Origin of the sequence: Maribacter forsetii DSM 18668 (assembly GCF_000744105.1) — a bacterium.
Classification (GTDB): Bacteria; Bacteroidota; Bacteroidia; order Flavobacteriales; family Flavobacteriaceae; genus Maribacter; species Maribacter forsetii.
The window spans coordinates 3,831,287-3,850,916 of record NZ_JQLH01000001.1; the positions used below are offsets into that span (position 1 = coordinate 3,831,287).

At 35.4% G+C, this 19,630-nt stretch carries 18 protein-coding genes; 8 read left to right on the plus strand and 10 right to left on the minus strand.

The genetic code is table 11. The features are described from left to right. Nucleotides 1-18: 18 nt before the first annotated feature. From hemL to P177_RS20245, 4 genes are read right to left on the minus strand one after another with little or no spacing between them, the layout of a single operon-like run. Nucleotides 19-1,299 carry a glutamate-1-semialdehyde 2,1-aminomutase gene (gene hemL / locus P177_RS16280; protein ID WP_036156452.1) on the minus strand — a complete coding sequence of 427 codons (1,281 nt, stop codon included), beginning with the start codon at nt 1,297-1,299 and terminating at the stop codon, nt 19-21. Nucleotides 1,300-1,318: 19 nt separating this feature from the next. Continuing rightward, nucleotides 1,319-2,140 carry a glucosaminidase domain-containing protein gene (locus tag P177_RS16285; RefSeq protein ID WP_036156453.1) on the minus strand — a complete coding sequence of 274 codons (822 nt, stop codon included), beginning with the start codon at nt 2,138-2,140 and terminating at the stop codon, nt 1,319-1,321. Next, nucleotides 2,137-3,042: a 1-aminocyclopropane-1-carboxylate deaminase/D-cysteine desulfhydrase gene (locus P177_RS16290; RefSeq protein ID WP_245233056.1), complete on the minus strand. Its 906-nt coding sequence runs from the start codon at nt 3,040-3,042 to the stop codon at nt 2,137-2,139. The genes P177_RS16285 and P177_RS16290 overlap by 4 nt, the downstream gene beginning before the upstream one ends. A 10-nt stretch (nt 3,043-3,052) precedes the next feature. Then, complete coding sequence (locus P177_RS20245) at nt 3,053-3,382, minus strand: hypothetical protein (protein WP_036156455.1); 330 nt, start codon at nt 3,380-3,382, stop codon at nt 3,053-3,055. A gap of 196 nt (nt 3,383-3,578) precedes the next feature. Here P177_RS20245 and P177_RS20250 point away from each other — a divergent pair, with 196 nt between their 5' ends. Together P177_RS20250 and P177_RS16300 are read left to right on the plus strand one after the other, a co-directional pair. Further along, nucleotides 3,579-3,737 carry a DUF5522 domain-containing protein gene (locus P177_RS20250; RefSeq protein ID WP_167333121.1) on the plus strand — a complete coding sequence of 53 codons (159 nt, stop codon included), beginning with the start codon at nt 3,579-3,581 and terminating at the stop codon, nt 3,735-3,737. A gap of 75 nt (nt 3,738-3,812) precedes the next feature. Next, nucleotides 3,813-4,382 (plus strand): DUF4136 domain-containing protein, encoded by a 570-nt coding sequence (locus P177_RS16300; protein ID WP_036156457.1) that lies wholly within the window; start codon nt 3,813-3,815, stop codon nt 4,380-4,382. 58 nt (nt 4,383-4,440) lie between these two features. Here the strand turns inward: P177_RS16300 and P177_RS16305 are convergent, their stop codons facing one another. After that, a complete protein-coding gene (locus P177_RS16305; protein WP_036156459.1) occupies nt 4,441-4,908 on the minus strand; it encodes an Lrp/AsnC family transcriptional regulator in 468 nt (155 codons plus the stop codon). Between the two features lie 169 nt (nt 4,909-5,077). Between P177_RS16305 and P177_RS16310 the strand changes: the two genes are divergently transcribed. Next, the gene (locus P177_RS16310; protein WP_036158659.1) at nt 5,078-6,835 is read left to right on the plus strand and encodes an aromatic amino acid hydroxylase; all 1,758 of its coding nucleotides are present in this window, start codon (nt 5,078-5,080) and stop codon (nt 6,833-6,835) included. Here the strand turns inward: P177_RS16310 and P177_RS16315 are convergent. The 4 genes from P177_RS16315 to alaS all read right to left on the minus strand — a co-directional run bounded on the left by P177_RS16315 (nt 6,825) and on the right by alaS (nt 13,626). After that, on the minus strand, nt 6,825-7,439 hold the full coding sequence (locus P177_RS16315) for a DUF4230 domain-containing protein (RefSeq protein ID WP_036156461.1): 615 nt from the start codon (nt 7,437-7,439) through the stop codon (nt 6,825-6,827). The two genes, P177_RS16310 and P177_RS16315, sit on opposite strands and share 11 nt — an antisense overlap. A 45-nt stretch (nt 7,440-7,484) precedes the next feature. Then, the gene (locus P177_RS19515; RefSeq protein ID WP_051941882.1) at nt 7,485-9,950 is read right to left on the minus strand and encodes a T9SS type B sorting domain-containing protein; all 2,466 of its coding nucleotides are present in this window, start codon (nt 9,948-9,950) and stop codon (nt 7,485-7,487) included. 69 nt (nt 9,951-10,019) lie between these two features. Then, nucleotides 10,020-10,961 carry a GSCFA domain-containing protein gene (locus P177_RS16325; protein WP_036156463.1) on the minus strand — a complete coding sequence of 314 codons (942 nt, stop codon included), beginning with the start codon at nt 10,959-10,961 and terminating at the stop codon, nt 10,020-10,022. A gap of 49 nt (nt 10,962-11,010) precedes the next feature. Continuing rightward, entirely contained in the window at nt 11,011-13,626 is a 2,616-nt protein-coding gene (alaS, locus tag P177_RS16330) for an alanine--tRNA ligase (protein ID WP_036156464.1), read from the minus strand. Between the two features lie 105 nt (nt 13,627-13,731). Here alaS and P177_RS16335 point away from each other — a divergent pair, with 105 nt between their 5' ends. From P177_RS16335 to P177_RS16355, 5 genes are read left to right on the plus strand one after another with little or no spacing between them, the layout of a single operon-like run. Then, on the plus strand, nt 13,732-14,709 hold the full coding sequence (locus P177_RS16335) for a M23 family metallopeptidase (RefSeq protein ID WP_036156466.1): 978 nt from the start codon (nt 13,732-13,734) through the stop codon (nt 14,707-14,709). Further along, nucleotides 14,709-15,038: a MerR family transcriptional regulator gene (locus tag P177_RS16340; RefSeq protein ID WP_036156468.1), complete on the plus strand. Its 330-nt coding sequence runs from the start codon at nt 14,709-14,711 to the stop codon at nt 15,036-15,038. The genes P177_RS16335 and P177_RS16340 overlap by 1 nt, the downstream gene beginning before the upstream one ends. 10 nt (nt 15,039-15,048) lie before the next feature. Then, nucleotides 15,049-15,660: a LemA family protein gene (locus P177_RS16345; protein ID WP_036156470.1), complete on the plus strand. Its 612-nt coding sequence runs from the start codon at nt 15,049-15,051 to the stop codon at nt 15,658-15,660. Between the two features lie 6 nt (nt 15,661-15,666). After that, complete coding sequence (locus P177_RS16350; RefSeq protein WP_036156472.1) at nt 15,667-16,104, plus strand: TPM domain-containing protein; 438 nt, start codon at nt 15,667-15,669, stop codon at nt 16,102-16,104. Further along, nucleotides 16,085-16,879 carry a TPM domain-containing protein gene (locus P177_RS16355; protein WP_036156474.1) on the plus strand — a complete coding sequence of 265 codons (795 nt, stop codon included), beginning with the start codon at nt 16,085-16,087 and terminating at the stop codon, nt 16,877-16,879. Before P177_RS16350 ends, P177_RS16355 begins: the two co-directional genes overlap by 20 nt. Nucleotides 16,880-17,253: 374 nt before the next feature. Here P177_RS16355 and P177_RS16360 read toward each other — a convergent pair whose 3' ends face one another. Continuing rightward, the gene (locus tag P177_RS16360) at nt 17,254-19,602 is read right to left on the minus strand and encodes a hypothetical protein (protein WP_036156476.1); all 2,349 of its coding nucleotides are present in this window, start codon (nt 19,600-19,602) and stop codon (nt 17,254-17,256) included. Nucleotides 19,603-19,630 lie beyond the last annotated feature (28 nt).

Consider the following 19,630-nt stretch of genomic DNA (forward strand, 5'->3'; position numbering starts at 1 on the left):
TACATTAGTAAACTTACACTATAAATCTATTTCTTTCAACGCATTTATAGTAGCATCTAAATCTTCATAACTCAAAGCATCATTTAGAAAATAACTTTCAAAAGCACTTGGCGGCAAGTAAACCCCGCGTTCTAACATACCGTGAAAGTATTTCTTGAACGTTTCATTATTACCTTTTGCAGAAGAAGTAAAATCTACAACTGGCTCATCAGTAAAATGTACAGATATCATACTACCATAACGGTTAATTTGATGTGCTACCTTTTTCTCTGTCAACACTTCTGCAATGCCTTTATGTAAGTATTCTGCTTTTTTAGCCAGACTTTTAAATACTTCAGGGTTATTGTTCAATTCGGTCAACATAGCCAAACCTGCGCTCATGGCCAACGGATTACCACTTAAGGTACCTGCTTGATAAACAGGACCATCTGGTGCTAGAAAATCCATGATTTCTGTTCTAGCCGCAAAAGCGCCTACTGGCAATCCGCCACCTATAACTTTACCGTAAGTAACGATATCAGCTTTAATATCCAGAACTTCCTGTGCTCCGCCTTTCGCTAAACGAAATCCTGTCATCACCTCATCGAAAATCAATAGAATTCCCTCTTGAGTACAAATGTCACGTAACCCTTTCATAAAAGCATCCGTAGGTACAATACACCCCATATTACCAGCAATTGGCTCAATGATGATGGCAGCCAATTCACCTTTATTGGCTTGTACCAATTCTTTTACTCCTGCTAAATCATTGTAATCTGCCAACAAGGTATCTTTTGCGGTACCCTGAGTAACACCTGGGCTGTTAGGGCTACCAAAAGTAACGGCACCACTACCAGCTTGAATCAAAAACGAATCTGAATGACCGTGATAACAACCGGCAAATTTTATAATCTTATCCTTACCTGTATATCCCCTTGCCAAACGAACTGCACTCATGCAAGCTTCTGTTCCGCTGTTCACAAACCTAATTTTATCCATATTAGGCACCATAGAGATAGCCAATTTCGCAAGCTCTGTCTCTATTTCAGTTGGCATACCAAACGATGTACCGTTCTGAGCTTTCTCTACCACTGCATTTATTACAGGCTCATGGGCATGACCCAATATTAACGGACCCCAAGATGCGATATAGTCAATTAGCTTATTACCATCTTCATCATACAAATAAGCACCTTTGGCTTTCTTTACAAAAATGGGATCTCCACCAACCGCTTTAAATGCTCTTACAGGTGAATTTACTCCGCCAGGTATATATTTCTTTGCCTCTGCAAACAGGGCGCTACTTCTCTGATAAATCATTCTCTTATTCGATTTTCTGTTATTTGACTTTAATTGGCTGACCAATAGATAAGTCTGAACTACGTAAATTATTCAACTTCATTAATTCATCTACGCTCATATAATACTTTCTGGATAATGAATACAAAGTATCACCCTTTTGTACGGTATGTATATTGCTCGCATCGTTCGTTACTACTGTTGTACTTTTATAATTGTCTTTTATAGACTGTTTGTCATATTTATGCAAATCATACTTTTCTATTAAATAGATGAGTTTTTGCGGGTATTTTGGGTCGGTTGCATAACCTGCCTTTCTTAAGCCTCTTGCCCATCCTTTATAGTCCGTATGTCTTAAATTGAAAAGAAAGGCATATCTAGACCTTGTCGTCAAGAAAATACTATGGTCTCTAAAAGAATACATGGGATGGTTATATTTTCTAAAACACTCTCCTTTTTCATCATCATCGTGAAAGTCATAATCACCTTCCCACCCTTTATGACACTTTATACCAAAGTGGTTATTGGTTTTCATAGCCAACTCCCCTTTTCCATTTCCACTTTCTAAAAGTCCTTGTGCCAAAGTAATACTTGCCGGTATACCGTAGCCCATCATCTCTAATTGCGCCGTTTCTGCAAAGGTGCTAATGTATTCTGACGGAGAATCTATGCTGAACCGAACAAATTTAGTTGGTTCTGCTGGTAAACTTGCATTTCCTTCTTTTATAGGGATATCTGTAGTTGGTTTCCTGCGTTCATTAAGTACATTTTTAGTACGTAATTGGTCTGAGTATCTTTTCTTGGATTTACAAGATGATAATCCTATACCCATTAATAAAACCAATAAAACTATCTTTTTCATATATGCAACAAAGGTAAATTTTTCTTTTTCAGTACACTATTCATGCCAGCAATACCTTGTATACCACCTGTATGTACTGCCATAATTTTGGTTCCTTCGGCAAAAGTATCACGCTTAACCATATCGAACAACCCAAAAATCATTTTTCCGGTATAAATTGGATCTAAAGGAATACCTGTTTTTTCTTTAAACTCATTTATAAATAGAATTAGCTCTTCGGATGTTTTTGCGTAGCCCCCAAAATGATAATCGGTAAATAGTTGCCAACGTGTATTGTTGACCATTTTATTAATTTCATCTTTTAAAAAATCGCCTTTCAACGCTGAAAACCCCAAAACGTTCTGATGTGGAAAAGATGATTTAATTAATCCGGATACTGTACCTCCTGTACCTACGCTACTGCACACAACATCAAATTCTTTGTCATCATTTGTGATAATCTCTTCGCAACCTTTTATCGCCAAATCATTTGTACCACCCTCAGGCACCAGATAAAATTTCCCTAACTCATTTCGTAAGGTGTCAATAAATACTTGGGATTCTTTTTCTCTATAGTTGCTCCTGCTTATAAACCTAAAACGCATTCCATCATCATGAGCTCTCTTTAATGTTTCATTAGTTTGCCAAGAATTTTCAAGCTCCTCTCCACGTATAATTCCTATTGCTTTAAACCCCTTTTCTTTTGCCGCATAAGCAGTGGCGGCAATATGGTTAGAATATGCCCCACCAAAGGTTAATATGGTATGCTGATTTTCTGCCTTTGCAGCCAATAAATTGTATTTGAGCTTTCTGTATTTGTTACCAGAAATATTAGGGTGCAATAAATCTTCGCGTTTAATAACCAGGGTTATCTGCTTTTCTGCTAATAAAGGATATTCAACAAGTTGATTGATGCTTTGCAAATAGGCGAATTTATCGCCAAAGATATTTAATAAAGCTAAACATTTTTCGTTTCGACAGATAATCCATATCATTTTCATGAATATAGGCCTCACGCTCAAAACTTAGATTTTGATACGCCTTGTAGGTATCTAAATAACAAATGGCACGAATTGCCCATTCGGTCAGATATAAAATATAAAAAGGAAGAATCAATAATTCTTGTTGCTGGCGCAAATGAATTTTCTCATGATTTATGAGTGCATCATCATTTTTTAAACTTCCATTTTTTAAAAATATAAAGGGCCATAGTGAGAGTCCCACGTAATTTTTATAGAAGAAATGTCTAAAAACCAATATCATATATTTAATTTGATAATGTTATAACAAAGATAAAGCCAAAATTACACTGTAAGAAAATTACTGGTTTTTGTTGCCAACAAAACCGTTTAATGGTCAAAATAGGGCTTAAGCACTTCATTAGTTATCTTCTAGACGTCTTGCATTTAGGTTATCAACAGAAAGGAGTAACTTTATACAATTAAAAGATATTGCAAACATGAAAGAAATAATCCCTATTGAGGAGGGTGATTTTTACTGGTCTGAAAACGGATTTAGAGTTTTCACCAAGCAGTTTCACTTAAAACGCGGGTATTGCTGTGAAAGCGGCTGTAGACATTGCCCATATGGTTATGATTCAAAAACAAACACACAGTGAGTTTTAACATAGCTCGGCATGGTATTTGTGAATACTCTTTATAGAAAAAAATAAGTTCTTAAAACATATAACGTTATGAAAAACATCAAATTACTCGGTTTACCTCTACTCCTTTTAGTTTTTATTACTTCTTGCTCTTCGGTTAGTGTTCTTTCTGATTATGATCAAAAAGCAGACTTTAACGGTTATAAATCTTATGCCTTCTATAAAACTGGTATTGACAAAGCGCAAATTTCAGATTTGGATAAAAAACGTATTCTACGAGCTATTGAAACCGAAATGAGCTCTAGAGGCTTTGTAAAGTCTGAAACACCAGATATTTTAGTTAGTATTTTCACTAAAGAACAAGAAAGAGTCGATGTTTACAATAACAACTATGGCTGGGGCGGCGCCTGGGGATGGGGTTACAACCCATGGGCATGGGGACCTGGTTTTGGCTGGGGCGGCACTAGCGTTAGCGCAAGTACCCAAGGTTCTTTATATATTGATCTCATAGATAATAAAACTAGCGAATTGGTTTGGCAAGGTAAAGGTGTAGGTACACTTTCTAACACTAAAAACATAGCTAAAAAAGAAGAGCGTATTAGAGAATTTGTTTCTCAAATTTTAGAGCAATACCCCCCTAATGCGGTTGCAATGAAATAATAAAATCTCATTTTAAAACAAGGGCTTGCGGATGAATTCATCTACAAGCCCTTTTTATTTACAGTAACGGAAAATGAGTATCATTCTTTACTTCATTTAACACGAATGCGCTTTTAACATTGCCTACACTTGGTAGCGATGCAATTTTAAATTTCGCAAAATTGTAATAAGCATCTAGATTTTTAACGACTACTTTTAAGTGGAAATCAAATTCACCACCTACTACAAAGCACTCTACAACCTCAGGGTATTTCATCACCTGTTCAAAAAAATCATCCATCATGGCTCCTTTTTGGGCTTCTAAAGAGACAAAACTGAAAACGGTGATACTTTCTTCAATTTTATCTTTGTTCAAAATGGCAACATAGTTTTTGATAAATCCTTCTTGCTCCAATCTTTTAATGCGTTCATAAACCGGAGTTTTGGTAAGCCCCAATTGTTCTGCAATAGATTTAGCAACCGTCTTAGCATCTTTCTGTAAAATTTTTAAGATCTCTCTATCTATATCATCTAATTTTTCTGTCATTACTTTTTCCTGTTTTATGTTTGCTATCCGCACTTAAAAAGACCTTATTCCTTTTTAATTTACAATTAAAAGTATTATTTCCTAATTTAAACAATATTAACAATTAATTAGTCTTTAAATCATATATTTAAAAGAAACAATGTGAATCTAGCGTAAAATAATTATGGGCATGAATACTTCCGAATATGAAAGCAATCCTATTTTAGATAAGCTTCCTAAGCATTTAAGACAATACATTAAACCTCAAAATTATGAGGACTATACGCCTATCAATCAAGCTGTGTGGCGCTATGTTATGCGAAAGAATGTAGATTATCTAAGTAAGGTTGCACATAAATCTTATTCTGAAGGATTGCGCAAAACAGGTATTTCAATTGACAATATCCCCAACATGTACGGCATGAACCGTATTCTTAAGGATTTAGGTTGGGCTGCTGTTGCCGTAGACGGATTTATACCACCTGCTGCATTTATGGAATTTCAAGCATACAACGTACTGGTAATCGCGTCAGACATTAGACAGTTAGAAAACATCGCCTACACTCCCGCTCCAGATATCATTCATGAAGGTGCCGGTCACGCCCCTATAATTGCCAACCCAGAATACGCTGCTTATTTAAGACGTTTTGGTGAAATAGGATCCAAGGCTATATCAAGCGCTAAAGATTTTGAACTTTATGAAGCTGTTCGTCACCTATCAATTATTAAAGAGGCTAAAGGCACTCCTAATGAAGATATTGAAAAGGCAGAAAAGCATATTGAATTTCTTCAAGAGAATATGGGCGAACCCAGTGAAATGGCGCTTATTAGAAATTTACATTGGTGGACCGTTGAATACGGACTTATAGGCACTTTAGAAGACCCAAAGATTTATGGTGCCGGATTGTTATCATCTATTGGCGAAAGTCAGTGGTGTATGACCGATAACGTCAAAAAACTGCCTTACTCCATTGAAGCGGCCAAAACATCTTTTGATATCACTAAAAAACAACCGCAACTCTTCGTCACTCCCGATTTTGCATTTTTAAGTCAGGTGTTAGAAGATTTTGCCAATACCATGGCATTACGAAAAGGCGGACTTACAGGTTTACAGAAACTTATAGACTCTAAAGAATTAGGTACAATTGAACTAAGTACAGGGTTACAGGTATCTGGTAATTTTAAATCTTTGATTTCTCATGATGGCAAACCTATTTACTTTCAAACAAAAGGTAAATCTGCGTTATCTTACCGCGAAAAAGAGTTGGTGGGGCAAGATATCAATCAGCATGAAACCGGTTTTGGCTCCCCTATTGGTAGACTTAAAGGAATAAATATTCCTATTGAAGATATGAGTCCGCGTGATCTAAAAGCCTATAAAATCTATGAAGGGGAAATTGTTTCATTAGATTTTGTTGGTAGTATAAATGTTACCGGTAAAATTATAACCGGTACTCGTAATCTTCTGGGGCGTATAATATTAATCACTTTCGAGAATTGCAAAGTGACACATAAAGGCATTACACTTTTCGAATCTAACGAAGAATTGTACAACATGGCAATTGGTGAAGAAATTGTTTCTGCCTACCATGGTCCTGCAGATTTAAAAAGTTTTGACCTTTTAGATCATTCGTTAAGTACCGGAAGCCAAAATAATGATGACGTAGGTTTAAACGAACTGGAATCTTACTATAAATTAATTCGTGATTTTAGAGAAGGCAACAACACCATTATCTCTAGAACAAAGGTTTTTGAAGTAATACAAGAAAAATATCCCACAGACTGGCTACTGCCTATTGAAATTTATGAATTGGCAATTTTAAGTAACGAAAAAATACTACCGAAAAAAATAAAGGCACATCTCGAAAATATTAAGCGAGATCAACCTAACCTAGGACAGTTAATTGATGACGGATTGGAATTGGCGGCTATAAAATCTAAGGTTTAATGACTTGCAAACCTTCTAAAGATTCAATGGTCTGCTCTTGATACGTTAATCGCCACCCCATTGAATTAGTAAGAATATAGAATTTCTGCAATTCGCTAATAAGTCTGTTTTCAGCATTGGTACGCAATGCAGAAGCTTCTACCTTTTTCATTAAAGAAGCCTTCACTGTTTTCTTTATTTTATTATAGTCGGCAGCATCAAATTGGTTCAAGTAATCTGCGGTGACATCATAATATTCAAAATCAGGATTCAGATTAATTTCTGCATCTGGTATGCTTTTGATCTTCACCGTTTTGGTTGCCTCATCAATTTCAAAATCAATCTTACTTAAATCATAGGCGACGGTTACATCTGCATTTACTACTACTAAAGCTTTTTTCTCTGCTCTCAACAACGGACCAAAAAGTTCTTTTGAGTCTTTATAATTATAGACCTCAGCAAAATGCCCCTCTGTTACCACTAATTTAGAAACATTGGTAATTTCTTGCTGAATGAGCATAGAATTTTCTTCTAAAATAGATTTATGTTCTTTGTCATCTTGGCAAGTTTGAAAAGCAAACAATAATGTCGCTCCTATTACTAAGCCTAAAAGTATTTTCTTCATAAAAAAACAATGTATTCGAAATTAAGGAACAAACGAATATACAGCCTATCGTTTTAACGAAAAATGACCCGAAAGGTCTATTCCGGTATCGTAATTCAGATATTTGAACCAGTAATCAGTTGAAGGCATTTGCTTGCCATTATACATACCATCCCAAGCACTATTAGAAGCGTTAGGGTTAAGCTGCTTTAAGAGCTTACCATAACGATCATAAATAAATATACCTATATCACCTGTTCCAGATAGTTTTGAAGTATCCCAAACATCATGATATGAATCATTATTAGGAGTAAAAAACTTAGGCAACGCCAAAGACTCTACACCTTGGCAAGCAACAGCATCTATATTTATCGTAAATCTAGACTGACTATAACAACCATTCTCTTCTGCAAATACATAAATAATCATGGACGCTGAAATTTCATCTCCAGCCAATAAAATAACTCCATCACCATCTGCTTCACTATAGTAATCCTGTCCATCTGACAATGTTGGTAGTGTATACGTAAGACAAGCCGTTACATCATCGAACTCTGCAACTGAGACCTCAGTGATATCAACGAAAAAACTACTTTCATCAAAACAATCTTCCACTCCTGTAGCACTCCCTGCATACACGTATATTGTTTGCGATTCGGTAATCTCTTCACCTGCATTCAATATCGTTCCTGTACCTCCTGTAGCTGTATAATAGTTATTCCCTGCACTCAATACTGGTAGAATATAAGCGTTGCAAACTTCGACATCAGAGAACACATCTGCCACGGTCAAAGGATTTACAATAAGACTAAAAACAGTCTCATCAAAACAGGTTGCAGATGCCTCTACCCTAACTGTAATATCTTGTTGGTTTGCTGTAGTATTATCAAATGAATTTGTTAACGCTATAGGATTTCCCGTGGCGTCAAAATAGGCAACCGTTAACCCTGTTTGACTGCCTACTACTTGAGATTCAATAGCCGTCAAATCCAAATTAAATGTTGCAAAACCATCGATATCCGTATCACATAGAACGATATCATCAATATCGTTTGCCGTAGGTCCGTCGTTATTGACTGTTAACGTAATTGGATTTCGCTCTAACACCAAATCCGTTACTATAGTACTACTAATTTCGCATGTATAAACACCCGAATCTATTACTTGAAGGTTGGTCAAAACTAAATCTGGTGTATTAGAATTTGGTATTGCAACACCATCCTTAAACCACTCATATACATTTGCACTACCGCTAACTGCAGTGGTTAAGGTTAAAGAACCACCAACACATCCTGTTATATCATCTATATCATTCACTAATGCCTGGGGGGTATCAACAAAATTATTGAAGCCGTTATAGTAATTAAATTCATCTTCAAAATCACCAAATTGAAAACGATTACCATAAATTCTAAATGTACCCTCATTTAAAAAAACAAAACTTGGTACATCACCCTCAATTTTATTATTATAAATATCAAAACCACTCAGATTGGTCCAGTTTACCAAGCCCGCAGGTAAAACACCTTCTATGTTATTATCATTAATTTCAAATGACCCTAAATTTATTAGACCTGAAAAAGAATCGGGTATCGTTCCCGTAAAATTATTTTGACCTAGCCACAATGTAAGTAACGTAGTAATATTTCCAATTTCCTCTGGCAGATCACCCTCTAATTGATTATTTCGAAGTATTAAAGTCTCTAACGACAATAAATTTTCAACTAACGGAGAAATAGCGCCTTCTAACTGATTAAACTCCAATTGCAACATCACTAAATTCATTAAATCATAAATAGTTTCAGGAATTTCACCTGTAAGATTATTACCACCTAAAAGTAATTGCCTCAAATTTGAAAGCAACCCTAATTCTGCGGGAATTTCACCAATAAGTTCATTTGAAGAAAGCCAAAGAGAAACTAAGCTATTTAGACTTCCTAACTCAGTCGGGATGGTTCCTGTGAGTTGGTTCCCTGAAAGCAGTAAAGATTCTAAATTACTTAAATTACCAAGTTCGGGCGGTATAGTTCCAACTAAATTATTTGAGTTCAACCATAATGTTAACAAATTACTTAAATTCCCTAATGCTGGAGGTATGACTCCAGATAACTCATTGCCATTTAAAAGTAAAATTTCAAGGTTTAGAAGATTACCCATACTGTCTGGAACGGGCCCAGTGAGGTTAGTTTGATCAGAAAGGTCTAAATCAACCAAGTTTTGTAAATTACCGATTTCAGTTGGTATCGTTCCTATTAAATTGTTCCCGGTATTTCCTGCATTATCTAATATTAGCTGTGTAACACGGTTACCGATTACGGTGACACCGTGCCAATTAGTAACATCGGTATCAATCAACGGCGTTGCAAACACCCAATCATCGGTAATATCGGCATCGGTCTCACTAACCCAGTTAGGACCTCCGGTTTCATTATACAACGCCTGTAATGCCTCTAACTCAACTAATGGAAGCTGAGCGCTAGCAGTAATTACACTAAACATTAATAGAACAAGACAGCTTAACTTTTTAATCATATTAGACGTAAAACTGGAAAGTACTGAAAAAACTAAAGTATAATAAATTAGACAAGGTCATTAATAAGCTTAGAAAACAAGGTCTGGATATTCTTTATTAATTTCAGATTTCAACACATTTAATTTTATAAGAAACTTCTGGTGCTGTTCTGATTTTTCATTGAACGGCTTATGAAGAATCCCTTTTTGTATTTTTTCAATCTTTTTCATCGTAGGATAAACATTAGTAACAATCCATACTTCGCAAAACTTCCCCCATATATAATCTACAGCCACTTCGTTAGGGTGAATCATATCTTTAGCATAAAAACGATAATCCCGAAGTTCATCCATCATAATTTCATAACTAGGGAAATAAGAAATACCGTCATTCAGCACCTTATGTACTGCAGAAATTAAATGCGATTTACTTAATTGATTTTCTACAAAGCCATCTTTTAAATGCCTAACGGGTGATACCGTAAATATAAATTGTGCAGCTGGGTTTATTGAACGCACCATTTCAATAGTACGTTCTAAACTCTCTTTAACATCATCAACATTCAACAACTCTTTTGTAAAATTTGCCTGAGGCACTTTATGACAATTGGCAACAACTTTTTCACTCGCACTATTACGATATACCCAAGCAGTGCCTAAAGTGATAATGATATGACTTGCTTTTTTTAATTGAGAAGAAGTGTTTTGTACTGCTTCATTTAAATCGTCAATAATTTTTTCTTTGGATGGATTACTCAGCACTGAATGTGCGTCAAAACTATGCCACTGCTCATTGACATGAAACACATCTTTTTCCGTAAACACCTCTTGATGAACTGACTTTTGAATAAGTTTTTGAATTGCCAAAGGATGAAATAAAATACCAAACGGATTCTGTAATCTCTGAAATTTAAAGTATTCTAATTTAGCCCCAATATTCTCTGAAAAACATGAACCCAAAATCAATAACTGACTTGAATAGTCAATTTGATTTTGGGCTTTCAATAAAGGTATTTTTGTTAAGAGATTCATACTATTAAAGTTTATTAACCATTGAACTTCTTAAACATCATAAAACAATTTACCCCAAATAACTTTTAGCCTGCGCTAAAGCATCGGCTATACCACCAGGGTTTTTACCTCCCGCAGTTGCAAAGAAAGGTTGACCACCGCCACCACCTTGAATATACTTACCAAGCTCACGAACAATTGTTCCTGCATTTAATCCTTTAGCCGCAACCAGTTCTTTAGATATATAACATGACAATAGTGCTTTACCATTTTGCTCGGTACCAAATAGCAAAAATAAATTATCTTTATTACTGCCCATTTCAAAACTAAGGTCTTTTATACCTGCCGCATCTAAATCTACCTCTTTCGCTAAAAATTGAACTCCATTAACTTCTTTCAATTCTGATAACAAATCACCTTTTAGATTTTTCGCTTTGTCTTTCAACAATTCGGCTACTTGCTTTTTTAGACTGCTATTTTCTTCTTGAAGACTTGAAACCGATTTTACAGGATCCTGAGTATTACCCAGAACAACTTTTATTTTCGACAATAACTTATCATTATCTACATGCAAATCTTTAACTGCGTCGCCTGTAATTGCCTCAATTCTTCGTATACCTGCAGCCACTGCACCTTCTGACTTAATTTTAAATTGCCAGATATCACCTGTATTCTTTACATGGGTACCACCACACAATTCTATAGATTGACCAAAACGGATTGTTCTAACGGCGTCTCCATATTTTTCTCCAAACAATGCCATTGCACCATCTGCAATTGCAGCTTTCATTGGTACATTTCTTTCTTCTTGAAGTTGTAAATGTCCGTCTATACGAGCATTCACAAAATTCTCTACATCTTGCAATTCTTCTGGTGTCATTTTAGAGAAGTGAGAAAAATCGAATCGTAAATATTTAGAATGTACAGAAGATCCTTTTTGTTCTACATGTTTTCCTAAAATTTCGCGCAAAGCCTGATGCAACAAATGCGTTGCCGTATGGTTTGCCTCTGTTCTATTACGCTGTTTTTTATCAACCACAGCTTTAAAACTCTCGTCTAAATGCTTTGGCAGGTTTTTGGCAAAATGTATAATTTCATTATTCTCTTTCTTGGTATCCGTAATATACACTACATCTCCATGAGTATCCTCTAAATATCCTTTATCACCAACTTGACCACCACCTTCTGCGTAAAATGGAGTTAGATTAAATACCAACTGAAACTGAGTACCGTCTTTTTTTGAAACTACTTTACGGTATTTTGTAATTTTCACTTCAACATCTAGCATATCATAACCAACAAACTCCTGTTCGTTATCGTTCTGTAAAACTTCCCAATCTTCTTTAGATATTGTTGATGCGGATTTTGATCTATTCTTCTGCTGTTGCATAGCCGCATCAAACCCCGCTTCATCTAATTGATATCCTTTTTCACTTAGAATTAGAGCAGTTAAATCTATAGGAAATCCGAAAGTATCATACAATTCAAAAGCTTTACCGCCATCAACTGTTTTGCCTTTGGTATTTTTTATGATCGTATCTAATAGCAATAATCCTTGATCAAGGGTTTTCAAGAAAGAGTGCTCTTCTTCCTTAATTACGTTTTCAATAAGTTGCTTTTGTTCTTTTAATTCAGGGTATGCATCACCCAAAGATTTGATAAGTACACTTACCAAACGAAACATAAAAGGCTCTTTGATATCCAAAAATGTGAATCCGTACCTGACCGCCCTTCTTAATATTCTTCTTATTACATAACCTGCACCTGTATTGCTTGGTAACTGACCATCTGCAATTGAAAACGCAACAGCACGTATGTGATCACTAATTACGCGAATGGCTATATCAATTTCTTCATTTTTACCGTAATCAGAATCTGTAATCGTTTCTATTTCTCTAATTAACGGGGTAAAAATATCGGTATCGTAATTACTTTGAACTCCCTGTAACACCATACAAAGACGCTCAAATCCCATACCCGTATCTACATGTTTAGCCGGTAAATTTTCCAAAGAGCCATCTGCCTTACGGTTGTATTGCATAAATACCAGATTCCAAATCTCCACTACCTGTGGATGATCTTGATTGACCAAACTTGCTCCAGAAACTTTTGCTTTTTCTTCTTTTGAACGAATATCTACATGAATTTCAGAACATGGTCCACAAGGGCCTTGATCGCCCATTTCCCAGAAGTTATCTTTCTTGTTGCCCATGATAATTCTATCTTCAGGCACAATACCTTTCCAAAGATCAAAAGCTTCACTATCCAATTTTAATTGGTCAGCATCATCACTTCCTTCAAAAACCGACACATATAAACTGTCCTTATCAATTTTAAGAACTTCCGTCAATAACTCCCAAGCCCAGGTAATGGCTTCTTCCTTAAAATAATCGCCAAAACTCCAATTACCCAACATCTCAAACATCGTATGGTGGTAGGTATCTTTACCTACCTCCTCCAAATCGTTATGTTTACCACTTACACGTAAACATTTTTGGGTATCTACCACTCTAGAACTTTTTGGCTGACTTATACCTAAAAAGTATTCTTTAAACTGATTCATACCCGCATTTGTAAAAAGCAAGGTTGGGTCATCTTTTATGACCATAGGTGCAGAAGGCACTATTTTATGTTCTTTACCTTTGAAAAAATTCAGAAATTGTGTTCTTGTATCTTTGGAATTCATCTAAAATGCTAAGCTTTTACAAATTTTAACGGTTTATATAAAACTATCTTTATATTTGTTTGTTCCCTAATAATTGAAAAAACAAAAATAGGATAAATAACATTCATGTCTAAGGTAAAATACTATTACGACCCAGACACGCTGTCGTACCGTAAAATAGAACCCGAAAAATCTAAACGTTATAGAAATATAGCCTTCTTTATTTTGGGCTCATGCCTTTTTGGTTTTTTAGCGTTAATTCTCCTGCTTAACACCAATTTAGTCAATACACCAAGGGAACTTTCTTTATCTCGTGAAGTCAAAAATTACGAACTGCAGTACGAGCTCTTGAATAAGAAAATGGAACAAATTGAAGAGGTTCTAGGGAACATAGAAGATAGAGATAATAATATTTACCGCTTATATTTTGAAGCCAACCCTATACCAGATGAACAACGTAAAGCTGGTTTTGGCGGTATTAACCGATACAAATCTTTGGAAGGCTTTAATAATTCTGAAATGATCGTTTCTACTACAAAGAGACTGGATATCATTAAAAAACAAATGGCCATTCAATCTAAATCATTGGATGAGATTACGAAATTGGCTGAAGAAAAAGAAAAATTATTAATGTCGATACCTGCTATTCAGCCTATCAACAATGAAGATCTAAAACGTATGGCATCTGGATACGGATGGAGGTCCGATCCTTTTACCAAGGCCAGAAAAATGCATTACGGCATGGATTTTACCGCTCCAAAAGGTACACCTATATATGCTGCTGGAGATGGCAAAATTACTAGAGCAGACAACAACTCCTCTGGATACGGAAAACACATACGCATTGAACATGGATACGGATATTTAAGTCTTTATGCTCACCTAAGCCAATACAATGTTAAGAAAGGTCAAAAAGTAAAAAGGGGCGACCTTATAGGTTTTGTAGGAAGCACAGGTAGATCAGAGGCACCACACTTACATTACGAAGTATGGAAAGATAACGAGAGAATAAACCCTATGAATTTCTATTATGGTAGTTTATCGCCAGAAGAATTCGAAAACATGTTGAAATTCGCTAATCAAGAAAACCAATCATTGGATTAATGCAGATAGAACTCCCTGAAAAAAGATATTATGGTATTGGCGAGGTTGCCCGTGCCTTTGGTGTAAACGCTTCACTAATTCGTTTTTGGGAGAAAGAATTTGATGTGCTCCAACCTAAAAAAAATGCTAAGGGAAATAGAAAATTCACTCCCCAAGACATTAAAAACCTTCAATTGATATATCATTTGGTTAAAGAAAGAGGTTTTACTCTTGATGGTGCCAAAACCCACTTAAAAGAAGAAAAGCAGAAAACACTTTCTAATTTTGATATTATTCAAAAACTGGAACGCGTTAAAACTGAATTAAATAAAATCAAAGACCAATTATAACACAACCATTATGAAAAAAGGACTAATTGCATTAATCGTCATTGTAGCAATACTGATAATCGGCGGATTTAGCTTGTATTCCTGGGGCGTAAGCTTCAACAACACTGCCGTAGCATTAAAAGAAACATCTACAAAGACTTGGGCAAATGTGGAAAGTGCATACCAACGTAGAAATGACCTCATAGGCAATCTTGTAAAAACAGTACAAGGTGCTGCAGATTTTGAAAGAGGTACTTTAACGGATGTTATCGAAGCTAGAGCAAAAGCAACATCGGTCAATATTGACCCTACTAATATTACACCTGAGCAACTGGCACAATTCAACCAAGCACAAAGTGGATTAAGTGGTGCATTAAGTAAATTATTGGTAACCGTAGAACGCTACCCTGATCTTAAAGCAAACCAGAACTTTCTAGAGCTACAATCGCAATTAGAAGGTACAGAAAATAGAATTAACGTAGCAAGAGATAGATTCAACGCAACTGTAGAACCATACAACCTACACATTAAAAAATTCCCTAATTCTATATTGGCAGGTTTTCTAAACTTTGATGAACTAGCTTATTACAAAGCAGATGCCGGTTCAGAAGATGCACCTGATGTAGATTTTGATTTCGAATAACAACCTATGTCTAGAGTAGAAGATTTTTTATCGGCAACAGAAGAACAAGAGGTAGTAGAGGCTATTCTTAAGGCTGAAAAAAATACTTCTGGGGAAATTAGGGTACATATTGAGGGTCATACCAGAAAAGACCATTACGAGCGCGCTAAAGAGGTTTTTCATTTATTGAAAATGGATAACACTAAGCAAGAAAACGGCGTATTGATTTATGTTGCCGTAACCGACAAGAAGTTTGTTATATGTGGTGACAAAGGTATAGATAAGGTCGTACCCAAAGATTTTTGGCAAACCACTAGAAATAGTATTCAAACACATTTTGAAAAGGGAGCTTTTAAAGACGGACTCGTTGCCGGGGTTTTAAAAGCTGGCGAAGAATTAAGAAGTCATTTTCCTTGGCAATCAGATGACACCAACGAATTAAGCAATGAGATATCTAAAGGTTAGCCTTATAATTCTTTTTCTTTGGTGCACTCCATCATGGAGCCAATTTGAGATACCTGAAAAACCGGCATTACAAACCAGTGTTTATGATTACACCAACCTTCTTACCGATCAGCAAAAAGTAGCTTTAAGCCAAAAACTGGTTCGATATTCAGATAGCACCTCAACACAGATTGTAATTACCATCATTGCGAGTACTAACGGTGAAAACATCAATTACCTTGGTGCAAACTGGGGTCAAAAATGGGGTATTGGCCAGGAAGGCAAAGACAATGGTATTCTCATAATTCTAGCTGAAAACGACAGAAAAGTCGCTATTAGCACAGGTTACGGTGTTGAAGGTTCTTTAACTGATGCACTTTCTAAACGAATCATTGAAAATGTAATTCTCCCTGAATTTAGAGTAGGAGATTATTACGGTGGACTTAACAAAGGTTCTGATGTCATTTTTCAAGTATTAAACGGCGAATTTCAAGAAGACAGAACTTTTGGTGATAACGGAGGCACTCCGTTTTCATCTCTTCTACCATTTATCATATTTGTAGTAATCCTCTTCATTCTTTGGAGTCGCAAAAATGAAGATAACGATAGTAATGGTGGCAGAAGACGCGGAGGCTTAAGTCCGTGGGATATGATTATTCTCAGCAACATGGGTCGCTCAAGCGGTTCTAGTGGCGGATTCGGTAGCGGCAGAGGCGGAAGCTTTGGTGGTGGCGGATTCGGAGGAGGTTTCGGCGGCGGCGGCTTTGGCGGCGGCGGCGCTTCTGGAGGGTGGTAGTTTTATTTCCAGAAGAGTCATTTCATTTCTTTTACCTAAAATATATAATGCAAGTCAATAACTATTCCCATCATGGGAGGGGTTAGGACTGGGTTCTTGTTTGTGAGTTTGTTGCAATCTTCATTATAGTAGCACCCACCCCTCTGTCCCCTCCCGAGAGGGGAAGATTATGTTTTTTTTGTTTTGAGATTGTTGAGTGCTAGGAGCAATGTTTCTACAAGTATCACTTAACCTGCTTTATCTAAAATTTTTAATACAAGTCAGAATCTGTTTCTCTCCTGGGAGGGGCTAGGGCCGGGTTGTTGGCTGTTGGTTGTTGGTTGTTGGTTGTTGGTTGTTGGTTGTTGGTTGTTGGTTAAAACTCAAAAAAAATACTAGTTATTTACCTCTGATTTTAAATTAATTTTCTTTTCTAGAGAAATAAGAGTACCATCTTCACTAATACCTTCAACAAAAACTTTTACACCCTCTTGATTCTTTAAAGGCACCTTAATAGTAAAAGGCTCTTTTGAGGTAACTGGAATATTCGATTTCCAATATAAGGCTCCATACTTTTTAAACACTATTGATTCATAGTCCTCATAACCAGGATTGTAATACTCGTTTATCTTTGCATATCCGTAACGAATATATTGCCTTATATACTTATTTCTATTCTCAGGGAAAACATATACGTCATCTTTAAGCATGATTGTAACAAAGGCATTTTTTCTAGCGTCATGCACAATAGTTTGAACTCTACTTAGCGGCATATTCAATGCAATTTCTTCACCTCTACCTATACCAACAATATAGAGTGGAACAATAAGATTTGAACCTGTTCTTAAATTTATTGACTTAGACTTCACAACGGTTTTACCATTTAAATCACCACCTATAAGAAATCCTAATTTACGAAGGTAATTAGAAACACTTAGATATCTTTTTATCTCATAATCTCCAATCTGCCTCCCCTCTATTTCTGCAGAATTAATTTTTAAGCTATTGTCCTTCCATTTATCAGCCTTAACGATGGCTTCTTCCAAGACAATGACCTCATCATTCTTTTTAAAACTTATAGATATCTCATCATCATAATTGTTTGAAACAATATCAACACCCCTATAGTCTTTTAGTAATTTCAATACATCTATCTGGTTCTCCATCCAACTAGAATCGACTTTTATCTCAAGTTTAGGCATTCGCAAAACGCCTTTCTTTCCAATTAGGGATATTTCTAAAGAATCATTTTCATATAACATCATATGGGTTCTAAATGTCTTATCTCTTTGTAGTTTTTCAAAAGCGATAGTCTTAGATTTATCAGTCATTAGTAGTACTTGATTTTCTATAGCTAAATCAGCATCCAAAACTCTTCCACTTATAGCAATACCTTTTTCTAATTCAAAATCTTCATTACTTTTAATTGCCAACCTATCTTTCCATTCATTTTTACCCCAACCTTCAATCATTAATTTAATGTCGAGGTCATAATTCTGAAATCCATCAAAATTGGAAAACTCATATTTGTATTTTGCCCGACTACTTACATAAGGTTTTATCAAAAAAGAACTTGCTAAAGAGTTTTGAGGATTATTTGCTTCGGTATATAAAGGCAAAACAGAGACACTTAAATTATATTCTAAAGACTGAGGCCGTAACGTCGAAAAAGACAATTCTAGTGAATCTCCAGAAGTATTTAATCGATGTCTAACGTTGATTTCCTTGACCCTACTTGACTTATCTATATGATTGAAAAACATTCTATATGCTATTGGTCTTTGTCGTTCATCAAACAAAATAGCTTTATTAACACCATACGGAATTGACCTTCTATCTATAGACAATGCGAGTTGATTCTTATTTACAACCCAAGCTTGCATAAAAACAGAATCTTCTTGAACAATTGCTAAAGAATAGGTTTTATTATTATTCTTAATGAGTGATTCATCTGATAATACAAGTTTAGCCAATAACTGATTATCACCCGTATTATCAATACTTAACCCAATTAAACCTAGAGACTTTTTAAGGGGAATTGTAGATATCTCTCCATCCGAGTTCTGAATTTCAAAAAAATAATTTTGATTTTCTTTTATAAAGAATCCAATTTTACCAAAACCTTCTTCACTAATATTTATGTTAGAAACCAAAACCTCTCCATTATCATCTAATAATTTAACAATTGGTTTATGGTCCTTAAAATTATTCTTTAAGTGAATTCCAATATAATTAAATACTCCGCTTATTAAAGCCCCACCTTCCGGATAAGTATTCAATTCAATTTTGGCTGTACCTTTAATTTCATTGTCATTAGTATTGCCAAGAATTTCGATTTGCTGATGAAAAGATTCTAACTTTTCAAAATTTCTTGAATAATTGGTCCAAGCAATTATATGATATGACCCTCTTTCAAAAGTACTGTCAATTTCAAAATCACCATGTGCAATTCCTTTATCTACCCTTAATAATTTTCGATTTATTTCCTTTCCAAAATCATCATAAATACCCACATGAAGATTTTCGGTAACGACGGAAGGAAGTAGTGTTTTTTGATTTTGAATATAGGCAGTAAACCACACATGCTCACCAGAAGCAAATGAAGTCTTATTTAAATGTAGATGTATATTTTCTAACAACTGACCTGAAGAGCCAGTTACAGCCCCCAAAGGCAACTTAATTTCCTGCGAAAGACCTAACCAAGTAAAAAAAAGACAAAAAATAAAAAATGTATTTTTCTGCATCAAACATTTAATTGAACTACAGAAAAAT